Below are 18,048 nucleotides of genomic sequence, written 5' to 3'. Positions count from 1 at the left end.
GCAGAAAACGCACAAACAGTGCCCCACGAACCATGACCGCCCAGGCACAGCGCCCAGCGTCACCGCATACGGGTGGCCCACTCCTGCACCTTGGCGATCCGCTGCCGCAGTTGACCCGCCGTCGCCTCCGCGCTCGGCGGCCCGCCGCACACACGGCGCAGTTCGGTGTGGATCACGCCGTGCGGCTTGCCGCTCTGGTGGACGTACGCGCCGACCATGGTGTTGAGCTGCTTCCGCAGCTCCAGCATCTCCTTGTGCGAGACCACGGGCCGCCGCTCGGCGGGCAGTTCGAGAAGGTCGGCCTCGTCGTCGGGCTTCTTGCGGCTGTGCGCGATCTGCCGCGCCTGCCGCTTCTGCAGCAGCAACTGCACCTGGTCGGGCTCGAGCAGCCCCGGAATCCCGAGGTAGTCCTGCTCCTCCGCGCTGCCCGGGTGGGCCTGCATCCCGAACTCGGCACCGTCGTACAGCACTCGGTCGAAGACGGCCTCGGACTCCAGCGCCTCGAAGGAGAACTGCTCCTGCTCCCCGGTGTCCTCGTCCTGCTCCCGGTTCGCCTCGTCCATCTCCTGCTCGGACTCGGCGTAGGGGTCCTCCTCGCCCTCCTTCTTGGGCTTGTCGAGGACGTGGTCGCGCTCGACCTCCATCTCGTTGGCGAAGCCGAGGAGGTCGGGAACGGTCGGCAGGAAGACGGAGGCGGTCTCGCCGCGCCGCCGGGACCGTACGAAACGACCGACGGCCTGCGCGAAGAACAGGGGCGTGGAGATGGTGGTGGCATACACGCCGACCGCGAGCCGCGGCACGTCGACGCCCTCGGACACCATGCGGACGGCGACCATCCACCGGTCCTCGCTGTGGCTGAACTCGTCGATCCTGTTGGACGCGCCTGTGTCGTCGGACAGGACCAGGGTCGCCTTCGTGCCGGTGATCTCACGGATGAGCTTGGCGTACGCGCGGGCCGAGTCCTGATCGGAGGCGATGACGAGCGCACCCGCGTCCGGGATGCCCTTCCTGACCTCGGTCAGCCGCTGGTCGGCGGCGCGCAGCACGCTGGGCATCCACTCACCGCGCGGGTCGAGCGCGGTGCGCCAGGCCTGCGAGACGGCGTCCTTGGTCATCGGCTCGCCGAGGCGGGCCGCGATCTCGTCCCCCGCCTTCGTACGCCACCGCATGTTGCCGCTGTAGGAGAGGAAGATGACGGGCCGCACGACCCCGTCCCCCAGAGCGGACCCGTACCCGTACGTGTAATCGGCGGAGGAGCGCCGAATCCCGTCATTCCCTTCCTCGTACGTCACGAAGGGAATGGGATTGGTGTCGGACCGGAAGGGCGTACCGGTGAGCGCGAGCCGTCGAGTGGCGGGCTCGAACGCTTCGAGGCACGCCTCGCCCCAGGACTTCGAGTCACCGGCGTGGTGGATCTCGTCCAGGATGACGAGGGTCTTGCGCTGCTCGACGCGGTTGCGGTGGAGCATGGGCCGCACACCCACACCCGCGTACGTCACGGCGACGCCCTGGTACTCCTTGCTGAGCGGCCCCGCGCTGTACTCGGGATCCAGCTTGATCCCTATCCGCGCGGCGGCCTCCGCCCACTGCTTCTTCAGGTGCTCGGTCGGCGCGACCACGGTCACCTGCTGCACGACGTGGTGGTGCAGCAGCCAGGACGCGAGCGTCAGCGCGAACGTCGTCTTGCCGGCGCCGGGCGTGGCGACGGCCAGGAAGTCGCGTGGCTGCTCCTGGATGTACTTCTCCAGCGCCCCCTGCTGCCAGGCACGCAGCTTGCTGGCGGTACCCCAGGGGGCGCGGCCGGGGAAGGCGGGTGAGAGGTGGTGCGAGGTGGATGCGCTGGCGGCGGTGGTAGTCACGGTCTCCGTGGGGTGGTTGAGCGGCTCGGCTACGTATGACAACCGGGCCACCCTACCGGCGCCGCGGATGTGTCAACGCGCGCACGACGCCGGGTCACCCGTGGATGGGACTGAGGTCACAGAGCCCGCAACCGGTCGGCGATCACCCCGATGCCGCTCTCCTCACCGGACGCCACGGCGATGACCAGGTCGTACGCCCTGTCCTGGTCGCAGCGGGCGAGGTCGACGCCGTTCACGGCGAGGAAGGTGGCGGCGGTCGGCCAGGCGGTCCGCTTGTTCCCGTCGACGAGCTGGTGAGCACCGCTCTCTTTTCAGATCACCGCTCTCGCAATCGGGTCGTCACCCAGGCCCCCACCAGCGCCACCCCGGCCATCGGCAGGAACACGGCGGCGAACGCGGCGGGGTGGGAAGCGCCGGCCGTCGAGGTGGCCGTCTCCGCGACCTTGCCGCCGCCCAGCGCCGCGAACGCCGCGCCGCCCGCCGCGAGCAGCACGATGTCGGAGAGGCCGTCGGAGATCTGCAGCGCGGCGGAGTTGGCGCCGACTTCCTCCGGCGCCGAGAAGCGCAGCAGCAGCACGCTCGTGGAGGCGATCACCAGCCCCATCCCGAAGCAGCCGAACCCCCAGGCGACGGCGACTGTCCACACGGGCACGGCGGGGATCAGCACGCTGGGCACGGAGACGATGGCCGCCGCGAGCAGCACCATTCCGAGGAACGTCAGCCGGTCCCGGTACGGCTCCATCCGGGGCCGCGCCTGCACATACGATCCCAGCGCCCAGGTTCCGCCGGCCGCCGCGAGGGAGAACCCGGCGAGCGTCGGCGACAGCCCGCGCTGGGTGACCAGCATGAGGGGCACGAAGGACTCGGTGGCGATGAAGGCACCCGCCGCGATCCCGCGCAGCAGCACCACGGAGGGCAGCCCGCGCGCCGCCCGGTAGGTGCCGCGCGGCAGCAGCCCGAGGACGGCCGGGACGAGCAGCGCGGCGCCCGCGAGGCCGGGGACGAGCGAGAACAGGTCCAGGTCCTGGGCGGCGTACTGGAGGAGCCCCGCGCCGAGGGAGATCCCGAGTGCCGAACCCAGGCGGCGCCGGTCGAAGGGCACGCGTCCGTCGGCCCCCGTTTCCGCTGCCCGCCCGGCCGTCAGCCGTCGTATCCGCGGCAGCGCGAGCGCCAGCGGCAACACGACCAGCACCGGTATCCCGGTGAACACCCAGCGCCAGCCCAGGTGCTCGGTGACCGTGCCCGCGATCAACGGGCCGACCACGGACGGAATCACCCAGCTCGCCGCGAACGCCGCCATGATCGCCGGGCGCAGCCGCTCCGGGTAGGCCCACACCACGACGACGTACAACGCCACGACGACCAGCCCGCCACCGAGCCCCTGCACCGCCCGCCCGAGGAGGAACAGCCACATGGTCCCGGCCGTCCCGGACAGCACCAGTCCCGCCGCGAAGGCCGTGATGCCCGTGGTCAGCGGCGCCAGGGGCCCGTCGCGGTCCGCCCACTGTCCGGCGAACACCATCCCGAACAGGCTCGTCGTGAAATACGCCGAGAACGCGAACGCGTACAACGACACCCCGTCGAGCTCCCGCGCCGCGACGGGCATCGCCGTCCCGACGGCCGTCGCCTCGAAGGCGATCAGCAGCTCCACGAACACGATCCCGACGCTGAGCGCCCGGTAGGGACGGCTCAGCACACCCCCCTCGCCCTCGGGCGGGGCGGTCGCGACGTCACGTGCTTCCAGCGCTGTCATGGCCGCCAGCGTAAGGGCCACGACCGGCAGTGACTCCTGTCCGAAGACCGTGATCGCCTGGGCCTTTGGTCGTACGCCCCGGTCTCGAGAACCGGCGTTCATGAACGACATATGGCAGTCCCGTTGCAGCACCCCCGCACCCCTTGAGCCCGCCCCGGGCCCCGCCTACGGTCGACCCATCAGGTTCGGAACGAGTGAGCCGTGCCGCACCTGAGAACGGCCGTGTGCCCGAGTGGCTCAGGGGCTCGCCTGCAAAGCGAGTTACGCGGGTTCAATTCCCGCCACGGCCTCAAGTGCCTTGACCAGGCAAACCAATAGGGCGGCACCCTCGTAGGGTGCCGCCCTTTCGGTCGTCCGTCTCAGTTCCCGTGTGACGGACTGGTGCACGTGAGGTGTACGGTCCCGATGCTGCGCCGCGATGAGCGGCGCCCGGCCTGTCTAGGGGGATCGTGAGTCAGCAGCCCGTTCCGGCGCCGAAGAAGCCGCTGAGCAGGGGAAAGAAGATCGCTGTCGCTATCGGGGTGCTGATCGCAGCTCCGCCGTTGATCGCAGGCATGGTCTCCGGAGTCAAGGATGCCGCCACACACGACGCCTCGGCAGCAGCCACGACGCCTGGAGCGAGCCACAGCAGTCCGGCAGCAAAGCCGTCGGCGAAGACGAAGCCGGCCCTGGCCACGCACGCGTCGACGCCTGGGCCGGCGCAGAAGCTGGCCGACCTCGATGGGATCGGTCGGCCCGCCGGCGTGTACCAGCAGGTTCTCGACGCATTGGCGCCACGCTGCACGGAGGACCACCCGCACCTGGCGGCCATGGTCAACTCTACGCTGGAAGACCTGAAGAAGAACGGTGTCGCCGACGAGGACGAGTTCAGCGTCCTGCAGCACCTGGAGCAGTCGGTGCCCGCCGGGAAGCCGCGGGTCAACTGCGCGTCGGTGGCGGCGGCTTACGCCACCTTGCGTGAAAAGAACTAGGGCAACCGGATCCCATCGTGGTCACGGCAGCAGGGCGGCACCCTGGATGGGTGCCGCCCTGCTGTTCGTCCTTTTCAGTTCTCACTTCCGTCGGCTAGTACTGCAACCGCATCTGCCGTGACAGGTGCTGGGTTGGCTCGTTGTTCCGACTGTGCGATGAATCGTTGACGGTTGAGCAGGTCGAGTCGTGGTCCGAGGGGATAGCCGGGTTCCATGCCCGGTTCGCCCACCGTTTCGGCAGGTCGGAGCCCCGCGAGCGGGCGTCGGACTACCTGAACGGGTTGCTCGCGCCGCTTGAGAAGAAGAACGGGTGGACGCTGTCGGAGCAGGTCGGGCAGTTGCGCCCCGACGGCGTCCAGCGCCTGCTCAACCACTCCGACTGGGACGAGAACGCGGTCCGCGACGATGTCCGGGACTTCGTCGTGGAGACCATCGGCGCCAAGGACGCGGTGCTGATCGGCGACGACACCGGCTTCCTGAAGAAGGGCACCAAGTCCGCCGGCGTCCAGCGGCAGTACACCGGCACAGCCGGCCGCACGGAGAACAGCCAGATCGGAACATTCCTGGCCTACGCCTCCGCCAGGGGGCGGGCGTTGATCGACCGCGAGCTCTACATCCCCGTCTCCTGGACGGATGACCGTGACCGCTGCCGCGCGGCCGGGATCGACGACGAGGTCCCCTTCGCGACCAAGAACGAGCACTTCAAGTGGATGCTGCAACGCGCCATCGACGCGGGTGTCCCGTTCGCGTGGGTCACCGCTGACGAGGCATACGGGCAGGTCAAGCACCTGCGAGTGTGGCTGGAGGAACGTCGGGTCGCGCACGTGCTGGCTACGAAGGTCAACGACACTGTGATCACCACGCACGGGGCGGACACGCGGGTGGACCAGTTGGTCGCCGCGCTGCCCCGCCAGCGGTGGAAACGAATCTCCGGCGGGGCCGGCGCGCACGGTGAGCGGATCTACGACTGGGCGCGTGTCGCGATCCGCCCGTCCTGGGAAAACGGCTTCGGGCACTGGGTGCTGGCCCGACGCAGCGTCAGCGACCCGAGCGAGATCGCCTACTACGTCTGCTACGGCCCGGTCGCCTCCCGACTGAAAGACCTGGTCAAAGTAGCTGCCGCGAGGTGGGCGGTCGAGGAGTGCTTCCAGACCGCGAAGGGAGAGTGCGGTCTGGACCACTACCAGGTGCGGCTCTACCGGGCCTGGTACCGCCACATCACCCTGGCCATGGCCGCCCTTGCCTACCTGACCGCCGTCCGCGCCGCAGAAGCCACAAAGGGGCACTCTCGACGACGAGCAAGACCTCATACCCCTCAGCGTCCCGGAGATCCGCCGGTTGATGGGCCACGTCGTCGTCACGCGCCACTGTCACAGCAACGAGCACCATCTGCACTGGTCACGCTTCCGACGACGCAGCCAAGCCCGAGCCCGCCGCTCCCACTATAAACGCCGAGGCCACATTCTCCAGATGCGGTTGCAGTACTAGCCGTGGAGAGTGCCGCCCGCCTCGTCCTCGAACGCCTCCGGCCAGTAGCGCCAGCCGTCGTCGCCCTCCAGCGTGGGGGTGGGGTCGCAGGCGACGGGGTCGACCGTGGCGAGGGTCTGGGCCATGGTGGCGGCCAGTTGGCCGTAGGAGTCGGTGAGGGCGTGGGTCGCGTCGAGGGTCTTCTCGCGGTGGAGCAGCCAGAGGGTGAAGGCGAGGGTGGAGATGTCGGCGTTGAGGGGGCGCAGGGTGATGTCCGGCTCGCTCCAGGCGAGGACCGCGCCCGTGGCGCCGTCCACCACGAGGCTGGTGTCCTCGATGAGGTAGCCGAGGCGTATCAGGCGGTCGGCCGTCGGGGGGAGTTCGTCGGCGGAGAAGTCGTCGGGGCGCTGGTCCGCGTAGTAGTCGGCGAGGCCCGGCAGGGGCACTTCCGTGTCCAGCTGGAAGAGGAGGCCGTCCTCGGGCAGGCCCGTCTCGCGCAGGAAGCGGCGGGTCGGCTCGTGCACGAGCGCGGGCGGGAAGTCGACGTCCTCGAAGCGCATGATCGCGCCCGCGCCGAACTCCTCGTCCAGCAGTCGCTTGGGCAGGTCGAGGACGAGGCCCTCGCCGGGGCCCGCGATCCGGGCGAGGGGGCGGATCAGGGCGGCCATCCGCCAGTACGGCGCCACCTCGCCGCCCGCGCCCGCCTCGCCGCGCGCCCCCGCCTCGAAGACCGCGGCGAGCGACTCGGAGGCCTCGGTGACCGCCTTCGGGCCGAACCGGCCCTCGTAGGAGGCGAACCGCCCACGGGACGCCGTCAGTTCCTCCGTCGCCGCCGAGAAGCGCACCAGGGCTTCCAGGGAGGGGGCCAGGGGCGCGAGGTCCATCAGAGCGGGGTCGGAGAAGAAGTACGTCGTGGCGATCTCCCCCGTCGCCCCGTCCAGGACGATCGACTCCAGGTCCCGGTCGAAGGTCCGCAGGGCTCCCACGACCAGCTGGTCCTGGAGCTCCGCGGCGAGTCTGTCGGCGTCACCGGCCAGGTCGGCGACCCGGCGCAGCCCGTGCTCCCGCAGGGCGTCGAAGTCCAGCAGCGTGCCGTCGGCCGGCAGCCCGGGCTCCGTCAGCCACTGCCTTGTGCCCGTGTGTGTGATGTACGGATCCAGCTCGTCCTCGGTCAGCGTGATCGCGCCGACGACATCGGTGTCAGTCGTACTCATGGCTCCCCCGCGCATGTGAACGCATATGTGCTTCCCGCGAGGAACTCACCGCCGCCCAGCGGCAGTTCCCCACTGACCGAGAACCATACGCCGCCCCACTGACAACGCCGGAAACCCCCAGGCACACAGGGCGTACGGCCCGGAAACGCGCGGATTCAAGCCATCGGAGGCCGCCCTGCCGCGGCCCGCGTCCGCCTCAGGTGAAGTACACGCCGCCCAGGACGACCACCACGGCCGCCACGACGAACAGCAGTACCCACAGCGCCAGCTTCCCGACGCTCGGTGGGGGCTCGTAGCGGGGCTGCTCGGGGTCGTGGGTCGTCGGCTCGGGGGTACTCATGACGTGGTCACCACTGCGGCTTGCGGACGGATCGGGAGGCGGTTGACGGGGCGCCCCGTCGCCGCCCGCACAGCGGACGCGACGGCGGCCGGGGACGTCACGACCGGCACCGCGCTGGCCGCCTTCGCGCCGAAGGGGGCGACGACGTCGCGCTCCTCGACGAGCTTGACGATGCGGATGTCCGGGGCGTCCAGGGAGGTCGGGAGGGCGTAGCCGGTGAGGTCGGGGTGGCGGACCAGGCCGCGGGCGGTGCGGAGGTTCTCCGTGAGCGCGGCACCGACGCCCTGCGTGACGCCCGCCTCGATACGGGCCGTGAGCTGGGCGGGGTTGAGGATCCGGCCGACGTCCTGGGCGAGCGCCAGCTCGACCACCCGTACCGAACCCAGTTCGATGTCCACGTCCACCACCGCGCGGATCGCGCAGAAGGCGAGGCCCACGAAGGCGTCGCCCTGGCCCGCCTCGTCCAGCGGCTCGGTCGGGTGCGGGCGGCACTGCGCGGTGGCCCACAGCTCCTTGCCGTCCATCGCCTCGGTGACGGTGGTCGAGAGCACGCCGTCGTACGAGGTGATCTTGCCGTCGGTGATCTGGAGGAGCTCCGTGGACATGCCGAACTTGTGCGCCAGCGGCTGCAGGAGCTGCGTACGGACCATCTTCGCGGCGCGTTCGACCGCTCCGCCCGACACCCAGGTGTGGCGGCCCCGGCAGCTGGGGCCCGCGGGCGGCTGGTCGGTGTCGACCGGCGCCACGTGCACCTCGTCGATGCCGAGGGTCTCCTGGACGATCTGGCGGGCCAGGGTGGTGAAGCCCTGGCCGGTCTCGACGGCCGCGCACAGCACCGTGGCGACACCGTCGTGGACCTTCACCGTGGCGGTGGAGACCTCGTCCGCGCCCTCGGCGCCGAGCATGTGGACCATGCCGAGGCCGTAGCCGACCCCGCGGCGTACGGCGCCGGGTTCCCCCGCGCCCTCGGGGCCGCCCGGGAGCAGCCACTCGTCCTCGGGGGTGTCCTTGGGCAGCGCGGGCAGGGGGTAGTCGCGTACGGCCTGGAGCAGTTCGGCGACCGGAGCCGGGCAGGTGACCGTCTGGCCGGTCGGAAGCACGTCCCCGGTGGCCATCGCGTTCTGCAGACGCAGTTCGGCGGGGTCGAGGGCGAGCTTCTTGGCCAGCTTGTCCATCTGCGCCTCGTAGGCGGCGCAGACCTGCATGGCGCCCTCGCCGCGCACGTGGCCGGAGGGCGGGTTGTTGGTGCGCACGGCCCAGCCCTCGATGAAGGCGTTCGGGACGACGTAGGGGCCGCAGGCGAAGGAGACGGCGGCGGCCAGCGACTCGGCGGACGTGTCGGCGTAGGCGCCGGCGTCGAGCAGGATCTGCGCCTCGACCTTCACCAACCTGCCCTCGGTGTCGGCGTGGTGGCGGTAGCGCAGCAGGGTGGGGTGCCGGTGGGCGTGGCCGAGGAAGGACTCCTCGCGGGTCGCGGTGAGCTTCACCGGGCAGCCGGTCTGGAGGGCCAGCAGGCCGAGCGGGAGCTGGAAGCCCTGGTCCTCGCGGTCGGCGGTGGCGCCGGGCACTCCGGTGACGACGACCTTCACCCGCTCGGGCTCCAGGCCGTAGCAGGCGGCGGCGGTGTCGCGGTCGGTGTGCGGGTCGGTGGAGGCGATGTAGAGCTCGACGCCGCCGTCCGGACGGGGCACGGCGAGACCGGCCTCGGCGCCGATCGGGGCCGGGTCCTGGCGGCCGATGCGGTACAGGCCCTCGACGACGACCTCGCCGACCGCGTCCGGGTCGCCGTGGCGCAGCGGGATGTGCCGGATCAGGTTGCCGTCGGGGTGCAGGGGATCGGCCTCGAAGGCCTGCTCCGGGTCGGTCACCGGGTCGAGCAGTTCGTACTCGACGATGACGGCCGCCGCGGCCATCCGCGCGGTGTCCGGGTGGTCGGCGGCGACGGCCGCGATGGGCTCACCGTGGTGGCGTACGACCTCGGAGGCGAACACCGGGCGGTCCGCACGGCCGCGGCCGTGCAGGGGCGTGCCGGGCACGTCCTCGTGGGTGATGACCGCCTTTACGCCGGGCATCTCGCGCGCGTGGCTGGTGTCGATGGACACGATGCGCGCGTGCGGGTGCGGTGAACGCAGCACGGCCGCCCACAGCAGCCCCTCGGCCCACAGGTCGGCCGCGTACGGGAAGGTGCCCTCGGTCTTGGCGCGGGCCTCCGCGGCGGGCAGCGACACGCCGAGCCCGTGCGGCAGCGGCTCGGGGCCGGTCTCGGGTGCCGCGGCAGTCGCGGTCACGGTCTCGTTGCTCACGCCTGGCCTCCGTCCTGTCCGTACGGCTGCTCATACGGCGCCTGGGAGTCGTACGGGGAAGGGTCCTCGAACGCCGAGGGGTTGACGCCGCCCGCGCCGGGCCCCGCCTGGTGCGGGATGCGCGGCTCGTCCGCGTCCGGCGCGGCCTCGGCGGCGGCCGCGCTGTGCGCCTCGCGTTCGGCGACGACCTCGCGTACGGCGTCCAGGACCCCCCGGTAGCCGGAGCAGCGGCACAGGTTGCCGCACAGCGCCTGGCGGGTCTCCAGTTCGGTGGGGGCGGGGTTGCCCTCGAGGAGGTCGTGCACGGTCATGGCCATGCCCGGGACGCAGAAACCGCACTGGACCGCGCCGCACTTGGCGAGGGCGCGCTGCACGTCCGAGGGCTGTCCGTCGGCGGCGAGGCCTTCGACCGTACGCACTTCACTGCTCGCGGCGGTGACGGCGGGCACCAGGCAGGACGCCACGAGCCGCCCGTCCACCTGCACGTTGCAGGCTCCGCACTCACCCTGCGAGCAGCCGTCCTTGGCGCCCGCGAGGCCGAGGCGCTCGCGCAGGACGTAGAGCAGCGACTCGCCGATCCAGGCGTCGGTCACGGGGCGGTCGGCGCCGTTGACGCGCAGGACGTAGGAGGCCAGGGGGTGTTCGTCGTGCGAGGGCGGGGGCAGGGTGTCCGGGTCGCTCGCGTCCGCCGCGGGGGCGGTGGACCCGGGGGCGTCCGGCACCGGAGTCCCGGGGTGCTCCGCGGGGTGCTCCGAAGCGTCGTCCGAGGCCGCTGCCGAGGCAGTTGGCGTGGCCGGGTCGGAGTCCGGTTCGACTCCGTCCGGGGTCCCGTGCACCTCGGCCGTCGCGGGCGTGGGCCCGGCGAGCGGCTCAGGAGCCTCGTGAGCGGCCTGAGGGGCCGCCTGCGCGGCCTCGGCGGGCGATTCCGCATGCGTGTGCCGCGCGGGCTCCGCGAGGCCCTCAGGGGCCCCCGGGGCCTCGGGGGTCGCCGCTCGCGGTGGGGCCGACCACGGCTCGCCGATGGTCTCCGTGGTCGCCCAGGGCGCGGCCGCGCCGCCCGGGAGCGTGGCGGGCGGCGTGCCGCCCCACTGCTCGACGAGGGCCGATGTGGTGAACTCGCCCGATTCGTCCGGAAGGTCACCTCCGGCGACCGGAATCGACCACTGTCCGGTGACGTCGTGTCCGGGCGCGTCGGCCGGGTGGTGCCCGGAGGACGCACCCTCGCGGGCGGCGTCCCCGAAGTCCCACTGGCCGGTGGCGCCGGGGTGGTACGAGAACCCGTCGTGCGCCGCCTGCTGATGCCCGGCGTCCTGACGCCCGGTCTCGTGGCGTACGGCCTCCTGGTGCGCGGCGTTGGGATCCGGCCACTGGACCGCCTCGGCCGGCATGCCCCACCCGCCCGCCGCCCCGGGGTCGGCCGCCGGGGGCGCCGTGGTGATCCGGGGGGGCACATAGCCGTGGCCGGGCGCCGCGAGGGGCGTCTCGCGTTCCGCCAAAAGGGCGTCGATTCCGCCCTCGGGGAGCTTGACGAAGGCGGTGGCGCCGTCGTCGTAGTCCCCCTGCGGAAGCGGATCCCACCTGCCGCTGGTGCGCGGAGTGCCCTCTCCGTGCTGGTCGTCGGTCACGACAGTGCCCTCCCCAGTGCTCGTCGGGCCAGCGCGGCGACGGTGCGCCGCAGGTGCAGTACGGCGGGCGGAAGCTGTTGTACGGACCCGTCCTCGGCCGGCACGGGATCGGGGATGCAGGCCGCGGCGACGTACTCCCCGAAGGCGTTGAGCGCCTCCGGCACGATGGCCCGGTTGTTGTCCCAGTCGATCAGCTGGGCGACCCACGCCTCCGCGTCCAGGGGCCGCAGCGCCATCGGCGCTATGGCGCCGACCGCGCACCGCACGCCGCGCCGCGCCGGGTCCAGGACGAGCGCCACGGACGCGATGGCGCGCCCGGGTCCGGTGCGTCCGGTCGCCTTCAGGAAGACCTGGGGCGCGTGCAGCAGCGGCACGCGCACGTAGCCGATGAGTTCGCCGCCGCGGAGCATCTCCATGCCCGCGAGCAGGTGCGACACCGGGATCTCACGGCGGGCCCCGCCCGGGCCCGCGATGATCAACGTGGCCTCCAGGGCGGCCAGCACGGGCAACGCGTCCCCCGTGGGGGCCGCCGAGGCGATGTTGCCGCCCAGGGTGCCCGCGTTGCGGATCTGCGGCGGTCCCGCGGCGCGCGCGGCGGCGGCGAGCGCCGGGATGAGGGCCGCGAAGTCGGGGCGTCCCATACGGGCGTGGGTGAGGCCGGCGCCGAGCAGCGCGTGGCCGTCCTGGTACTGCCAGCCGCGGATCTCGCTGATCCGGCCGAGGCCGACGAGCGCGGCGGGCCGCAGTTGTCCGGAGTTGACGGCGGCCATGAGGTCGGTGCCGCCGGCCACGGGGACGGCGGCGGGCATGGCGGCCAGTGCCGCCACTGCCTCGTCCAGCGAGGCGGGCAGCGTCACGGCCTGCGCCGCCTGCGGTGCGTGCGTGGTCAAACCGGCTGCCCCTTCCCGCTGCCCCACCTGGTCCCACCTGTGTTGCGCGTACGGTACGTGCTGACAGGGCGGACGTGGCAACTCTGGCACATCTTCCCCGGCCCTCGACGCGGGGGTCCGCTAGGAGGCATTCGCCCCCTCACCAGGGAGATGGCCCGTTTTCCTACGGCATCGCCGGACAGTACGAATTGCCACTCTTCGGTGGCCCTTGGGGGCCTTTTGCCTTGTGGGGCCACCGCGTCGGGACGAGCGGGCCGGGACACGCCGGTAGGGGGTCACCTCACACGTTTGGGGGCGCCCCCTCGATCGGACGTCCGAGCACACCCGGTCGCCGCTGCCACGGCAGGGGGCCCTCGGGCGGGCGGTAGGCGACTCCCAGGGCGTCAAGTCGCCCGTAGTGGGCGGCCATCCGCCGTTCGAAGTCGGCGAAGTCCCGCTCGGCGGGGGCGGGCAGGGCGCTCCAGGCGACCTCGGCGAAGGCCGCGAGCCTGGGGAAGGTCTGGTAGTCCACGCGTGCGGGGTCCTCCATCACCTCGGTCCACACGTTCGCCTGAGTACCCAGTACACGCCGCGCCTCCGCTTCGGTGAGCTCCGACGGAACGGGTTCGAAGCGGTAGACGTCCTCCAGTGTGCGGACATATCCGATCGGCACCGGCTCGTCCGGGCCCGCGGCCTGACGGTGGTCCAAGTACACCTGCTGCTCGGGGCACATGACGACGTCGTGGCCGGCGCGGGCGGCCGTGATGCCGCCCTGGTAGCCGCGCCACGAGGACACCGCCGCCCCGGGCGCCAACCCGCCCTCCAGGATCTCGTCCCAGCCGATCAGCCGACGCCCGTGCGCGGAGAGCCAGTTGTCGAAGTGCCGGACGAACCAGGACTGCAACTCGTCCTCGTCCGCGAGGCCCAGTTCCCTGATGCGCGTCTGCGCGGTCGGCGACCGCTTCCACTGGTCCTTGGCGCACTCGTCGCCGCCGATGTGCACAAAACCCGAGAACCGCGTGAACGGGCCCGCCTCCGCCGGGAAGAGCTCCAGAACTTCCTCGAACACCCCCTCGTAGAAGCGCAGGGTGTTGTCAGTGGGGGCAAGTACGTTTTTGGAGATGCCCCAGGTGTCCCAGACGGTCAGGGAGGTCGTGTCGATGACGTCGGTGTTGCCCAGTTCCGGATACGCCGCGATGGCGGCCTGCGAGTGCCCCGGGATGTCAATCTCCGGGACGACACTGATATGCCGCTCGGCCGCGTACGCGACGATCTCGCGGATGTCGTCCTGCGTGTAGAAGCCCCCGTGCGGCTTCTCGTCCCACAGGGGCGAGGCGCGATGGCCGAATTTCGAGCGCGCCCGCCAGGATCCGACCTCCGTCAGCTTCGGGTACCGCTTGATCTGAACACGCCAGCCTTGGTCGTCGGTGAGGTGGAAGTGGAAGACGTTGAGTTTGTGGGCGGCCATGAGGTCGAGGTGACGCAGGACGCCGTCCTTGGGCATGAAGTGCCGCGAGACGTCGAGCATGAGGCCGCGCCAGGGAAATCGGGGAGCGTCCTCGATGATCTGATGCGGGATTCCGTAGGTCGTCCCCGGCCGGACGGGGGCGCGACGGAAGGCATCGGGGCCAAGGAGCTGACGCAGCGTCTGCGCGCCCCAGAACACCCCGGCCGCACTGCCGCCCCGGATCTCGACACCCCGGTCGACGACAGCGCTGAGTTTGTACGCCTCCGGCTCCAGGGTGTCGTCCAGGAGCAGCCGTACGGCGTTGCGGGCGTCCTGCGGCCCTGGTGGCAGCGGCAGGCCGAGCGCGGCGCCGAGCGCGGCGCGCAGCCAGCGCTCCGTGGCGCCGGTGCCGGGCGCGGCCCACAGGGTGGTGTCCGCATCGAGTTCGACATCGAGCTCGACCCCGCCGCGCATGGGTCCCTCGACGGCGCGGGGCGCCGGAATCACATCGTTCACGTCAGTCCTTCACCGCTCCGCCGAGGCCGGAGACCAGGCGTCGCTGTACGAGTACGAAAAAGACGAGCACCGGAATCGTCATCACTGTGGACGCCGCCATCACACCGCCCCAGTCCGGCTCGTCGGGCTTGTAGAACACGAGGAGGGCCATCGGCAAGGTGGACTGCGAGGTGTCGCTGATGATGAAGGACTTGGCGAACAGGAAGTCGTTCCAGGCCGAGATGAAGGAAAAGACGCTCGTGGCCACCAAACCGGGGAAGACGAGGGGGAAAAGGATCTGCCAGAGGAATCGCGTACGGCTCGCCCCGTCGATGTACGCGGCCTCCTCCAGCGCCTCGGGAACCGCCTTCACAAAACCCCTCAGCATCCAGATCGCGAACGGCAGCGAGAAGGCGATGTGCGGCAGGATCAGCGAGCCCAGCGTGTTCAGCTGACCGAAGTCGCGCATCAGGAAGAAGAGGGGGATCGTCAGCGCCTCGACGGGCACCATCTGCGCGACCAGGAACATGATCAACAGGGTGGTCCGGAATCGGAAGCGGAATCGGGTGACCGCCGTCGCCGCGAGAAACGCGATCAGCGCCGAGACGACGACCACGGACCCCGCCACCACGAGGCTGTTGACGAAGTAACGGCCGAATTCCTGCTGCCCGAAGACGCGCCGGAAGGAATCCAGGGAGGGCGAAAGCGTCCACGGCCGGGGCTCGGTGGACTCGATCTCTCCGGCCGGCTTGAAGGCGCCGAGCACCATCCAGTAGAGGGGGAAGGCGACGACCGCCGCGATCAGCAGCGCGGTCGCCTCGGCGGCGAGCCGCCAGGGGCGCCGGGGACGCCGTACGAAGCCGGGTATCAGGCTCACAGTTCCTCCCCCTGTCCGCGCAGCAGGCGCAGATAGACCAGAGTGACCGCCAGCAGGATCACCAGCATCACCACGCCGATCGCCGAGCCGAGGCCGTACTGCGAGGAGGCGAACGCCTTCTGGTAGGCGTACACGTTCAGCACGAGGTTCTGGCCGGCGATACCGCCGCCGTTGGTCATCACGTAGATCTGCGTGAAGACCTTGAAGTCCCAGATGACCGACTGGATGGTGACGACCACCAGGATCGGCCGCAGCAGCGGTGCGAGCACCGAGCGCCAGATCCGCCACTGCGAGGCGCCGTCCAGGGCGGCCGCCTCCAGCACCTCAGCGGGTACGGCGCGGATCCCGGCATAGACCGTCACCATGACGAACGGGAAGGAGCACCAGACCACTTCGAGCAGGACGAGCGCGAAGGCGCTGTAGCGCCCGTACGTCCAGGAGTGGTCGCCGATTCCGAGGACCCGGTTGACGGGCCCGAAGTCGGGGTCGAACAGAAACAGCCAGACCGTGGACCCGGTGACGGCCGGGGTCGCCCACGCGCCGAGCGCGGCCAGCATCAGCGCGAGCCTCGGCAGGGCCCGTACGCGGGTGAGGAGCACGGCGAGGGCGCAGCCGACGGCCAGGGTGGAGAGCACACACGCCGCCGCGAACACCAGCGTGGCGATCAGGACCTGCCAGAACTGGTCGTCGGCGAAGAGGGTGGTGTAGTTGCCGAGCCCTTCGAAGGAGGTCGGTTCGCCGCCGCTGACCTGTGCCTGGGTGTACTTCAGGAGCGAGATCAGGCCGAGTTGGTAGATGGGGTAGACGAGCAGGGCGCCGAGGACGACGAGGGCGGGGGCGAGGTAGAGCCAGGGGGTCCAGCGGGCGCGCCGGCGGCCGGGGACGCCGGCCACGGTCTTCGGGACCGTGACCGGTTCGGCGACGGCCTCTTGCGTGGTCACCCGTTCACCCCACGGAGCCGAACGCGTCGTTCATCTTCTTCGCCGCGTCCTTCGAGGCCGCCGCCACGTCCTTCTTGCCGCTGATGACCTCCTGGAACATCGTCGGCAGGACGAGCGAGGCGTCGATCTGCGACCAGGCGGGCGAGGCGGGCACGAACTTGGCGCCCGAGGCGAGGGTCTTCACGAAGGGCGCGACGAACGGCTGCTTCTTCGCGACCTCGTCCCGCACGTCGGTGTACGTCGGCAGGAACCCCATGGCGTCGAAGAGCTCGCTCTGGGTCTTCTTGCTCGCCAGCCGCTCCATCAGGTCGACGGCGAGGGTGCGGTGCGAGGTGCTCTTCAGAACGCCGATGTTGTTGCCGCCCGCGAACGCCGGGGCCACCGAACCGGGCTTCACACCGGGCAACGGCACGACCGCGTACTTGCCCTTGATCTTCCCGGCCTCGATCGCGGCGTGGCTGAAGTCGCCGCCGATGGCCATGCCCGCCTTGCCGGAGGCGAACGCGGTGACGGTGTCGTTGCCGGTCATGCCCGCGCACTTGGCGGCGGGACAGTTGTCGGAGCCGAACAGCGAGGTGTAGGCCTTGATGCCCTGCTGGGCGGCCGCGCTGTCGATGGTCGCGGCGTAGGAGCCGCCCTTGCCCTGGGCGATCTCGCCGCCTTGGGACCAGATGAACGGCATCGCGCCGTACGTGTAGGCGCCGCCGACCACGAGCCCGTAGAGGTCGGGATCGGCGGCGCGGATCTTCTTCGCGGTGGAGATCAACTCGGCCTGGGTCTTGGGGACTTCGAGGCCGAGGTCCTTGAGGATGTCGGTGCGGTAGTAAAGGGCGCGGACGCCGACGAAGAACGGGGCGCCGTAGATCTTGCCGTCCACCGTCACGGACTGCTTGGCGGTCGGGTCGGTGTCCTTGGCCTCGCTCCAGTCCGCGAACTCCTGGGTGACGTCGGCGAGTCCGCCGTCCTTGACGTAGCCGGCGGTGTCCGTGTTGCCGTACTCGATGACGTCAGGGGCGCTCTTCGGGTCGTTGAAGGCGGCCTTCATGCGCTGGGCGCGGGTCTCCACGGGGATGTACTCGATGGTGACCTTGGTGTCCTTGTGGGCCTTCTTGAAGGTGCTGACGGCCGCGTCGACGACCTTTTCCTTCGGCCCGTTGGTGACCTCCTGGAAGAGCCAGACCCGCAGCGTGCCGGTCTTCTCGTCCTTTCCGGAGGAGGAGTTGTCGGAGGCCTGGGGGGCACAGGCGGTGGCGACGACAAGGGCGGCGAGGGCGACGGCCGTTCGCGCGGGGAGCCTCACGGGCAGCTTCGCAGAGAGCTTCATCGAGCATCCTCCGATGGGGGACGTTGCAACATATGCAATGGCGGTTTCGCTCTGCACAACACACCGGAGGCTAAGGACTACATGAACATGTCCACAAGAGGTCTCAACCACTCTGTGACCACGGGGCGCACCATGTGCAACGGCACCCGACGCAAAGACCGCAAAGACCGCCGGCGCACACGACACAAAGGCCCTCGGGGCGCACCGAAACGCGCCCCGAGGGCCTTGTGATCGTCAGGCCGTCGGCCCTGTTACTTGTCCTGGCCGCCCTTGCCCTTGTCGCCGCCGGCGCCCATGGACTCGTAGATCTCCTTGCACATGGGACACACGGGGTACTTCTTCGGGTCGCGGCCCGGGACCCACACCTTGCCGCAGAGGGCCACGACGGGCGTGCCGTCGAGGGCGCTCGCCATGATCTTGTCCTTCTGGACATAGTGGGCGAAGCGCTCGTGGTCCCCGTCGCCGTGCGACACCTGAGGCGTCGGCTCTACGAGGGTCCCCGTCCCAGTGCCTCGCTGCGGCTGGGTCTCAGGCTCAAGAGTGCTCATGAGAGCCAAGGGTAA

Annotated in this window: 13 protein-coding genes, 1 tRNA gene and 1 pseudogene; 3 read left to right on the top strand and 12 right to left on the bottom strand. The window is 70.8% G+C overall.

Going from position 1 to position 18,048, the window contains the following annotated elements; all coding sequences use genetic code 11:
• Window positions 1-59 precede the first annotated feature (59 nt).
• Window positions 60-1,859: a DEAD/DEAH box helicase gene (locus OG819_RS18490; RefSeq protein WP_266625014.1), complete on the bottom strand. Its 1,800-nt coding sequence runs from the start codon at window positions 1,857-1,859 to the stop codon at window positions 60-62.
• Between the two features lie 316 nt (window positions 1,860-2,175).
• Window positions 2,176-3,612, bottom strand: a complete 1,437-nt coding sequence (locus OG819_RS18485; RefSeq protein WP_266650405.1) for an MFS transporter — start codon at window positions 3,610-3,612, stop codon at window positions 2,176-2,178.
• A gap of 218 nt (window positions 3,613-3,830) precedes the next feature.
• On the opposite strand from OG819_RS18485, the gene OG819_RS18480 reads away from it, so the two are divergent.
• From OG819_RS18480 to OG819_RS18470, 3 genes and pseudogenes are all read left to right on the top strand, one after another.
• Window positions 3,831-3,902 (top strand) — tRNA-Cys (locus tag OG819_RS18480).
• A 159-nt stretch (window positions 3,903-4,061) separates the two neighbouring features.
• Window positions 4,062-4,583: a hypothetical protein gene (locus OG819_RS18475; protein WP_266650403.1), complete on the top strand. Its 522-nt coding sequence runs from the start codon at window positions 4,062-4,064 to the stop codon at window positions 4,581-4,583.
• Between the two features lie 200 nt (window positions 4,584-4,783).
• Window positions 4,784-5,845, top strand: a pseudogene (locus OG819_RS18470) (IS701 family transposase); the annotation flags it as partial.
• 222 nt (window positions 5,846-6,067) lie between these two features.
• Here the strand turns inward: OG819_RS18470 and OG819_RS18465 are convergent.
• From OG819_RS18465 to OG819_RS18420, 10 genes are all read right to left on the bottom strand, one after another.
• Window positions 6,068-7,264 (bottom strand): SUKH-4 family immunity protein, encoded by a 1,197-nt coding sequence (locus tag OG819_RS18465; protein WP_266650401.1) that lies wholly within the window; start codon window positions 7,262-7,264, stop codon window positions 6,068-6,070.
• A gap of 196 nt (window positions 7,265-7,460) precedes the next feature.
• Window positions 7,461-7,604: a hypothetical protein gene (locus tag OG819_RS18460; protein WP_266582713.1), complete on the bottom strand. Its 144-nt coding sequence runs from the start codon at window positions 7,602-7,604 to the stop codon at window positions 7,461-7,463.
• Entirely contained in the window at window positions 7,601-9,907 is a 2,307-nt protein-coding gene (locus OG819_RS18455) for a molybdopterin cofactor-binding domain-containing protein (protein WP_266650399.1), read from the bottom strand. Before OG819_RS18455 ends, OG819_RS18460 begins: the two co-directional genes overlap by 4 nt.
• A complete protein-coding gene (locus tag OG819_RS18450; RefSeq protein WP_266650397.1) occupies window positions 9,904-11,532 on the bottom strand; it encodes a 2Fe-2S iron-sulfur cluster-binding protein in 1,629 nt (542 codons plus the stop codon). The genes OG819_RS18455 and OG819_RS18450 overlap by 4 nt, the downstream gene beginning before the upstream one ends.
• A complete protein-coding gene (locus tag OG819_RS18445) occupies window positions 11,529-12,422 on the bottom strand; it encodes a xanthine dehydrogenase family protein subunit M (protein ID WP_266582716.1) in 894 nt (297 codons plus the stop codon). The genes OG819_RS18450 and OG819_RS18445 overlap by 4 nt, the downstream gene beginning before the upstream one ends.
• A 280-nt stretch (window positions 12,423-12,702) precedes the next feature.
• Window positions 12,703-14,364 carry a beta-N-acetylhexosaminidase gene (locus tag OG819_RS18440; protein WP_266650395.1) on the bottom strand — a complete coding sequence of 554 codons (1,662 nt, stop codon included), beginning with the start codon at window positions 14,362-14,364 and terminating at the stop codon, window positions 12,703-12,705.
• A gap of 1 nt (window position 14,365) precedes the next feature.
• Entirely contained in the window at window positions 14,366-15,220 is an 855-nt protein-coding gene (locus OG819_RS18435; protein ID WP_266582718.1) for a carbohydrate ABC transporter permease, read from the bottom strand.
• Window positions 15,217-16,113 (bottom strand): carbohydrate ABC transporter permease, encoded by an 897-nt coding sequence (locus tag OG819_RS18430; protein WP_266652729.1) that lies wholly within the window; start codon window positions 16,111-16,113, stop codon window positions 15,217-15,219. Before OG819_RS18430 ends, OG819_RS18435 begins: the two co-directional genes overlap by 4 nt.
• Before the next feature lie 52 nt (window positions 16,114-16,165).
• Entirely contained in the window at window positions 16,166-17,485 is a 1,320-nt protein-coding gene (locus OG819_RS18425) for an extracellular solute-binding protein (protein WP_266650393.1), read from the bottom strand.
• Window positions 17,486-17,736: 251 nt separating this feature from the next.
• A complete protein-coding gene (locus OG819_RS18420; RefSeq protein ID WP_075029065.1) occupies window positions 17,737-18,033 on the bottom strand; it encodes a DUF3039 domain-containing protein in 297 nt (98 codons plus the stop codon).
• Between the last annotated feature and the right edge of the window lie 15 nt (window positions 18,034-18,048).

The sequence above is a fragment of the Streptomyces sp. NBC_01549 genome (genome assembly GCF_026339955.1).
Lineage (GTDB): Bacteria > Actinomycetota > Actinomycetes > Streptomycetales > Streptomycetaceae > Streptomyces.
This window is presented reverse-complemented; position numbering and strand designations above follow the sequence as displayed.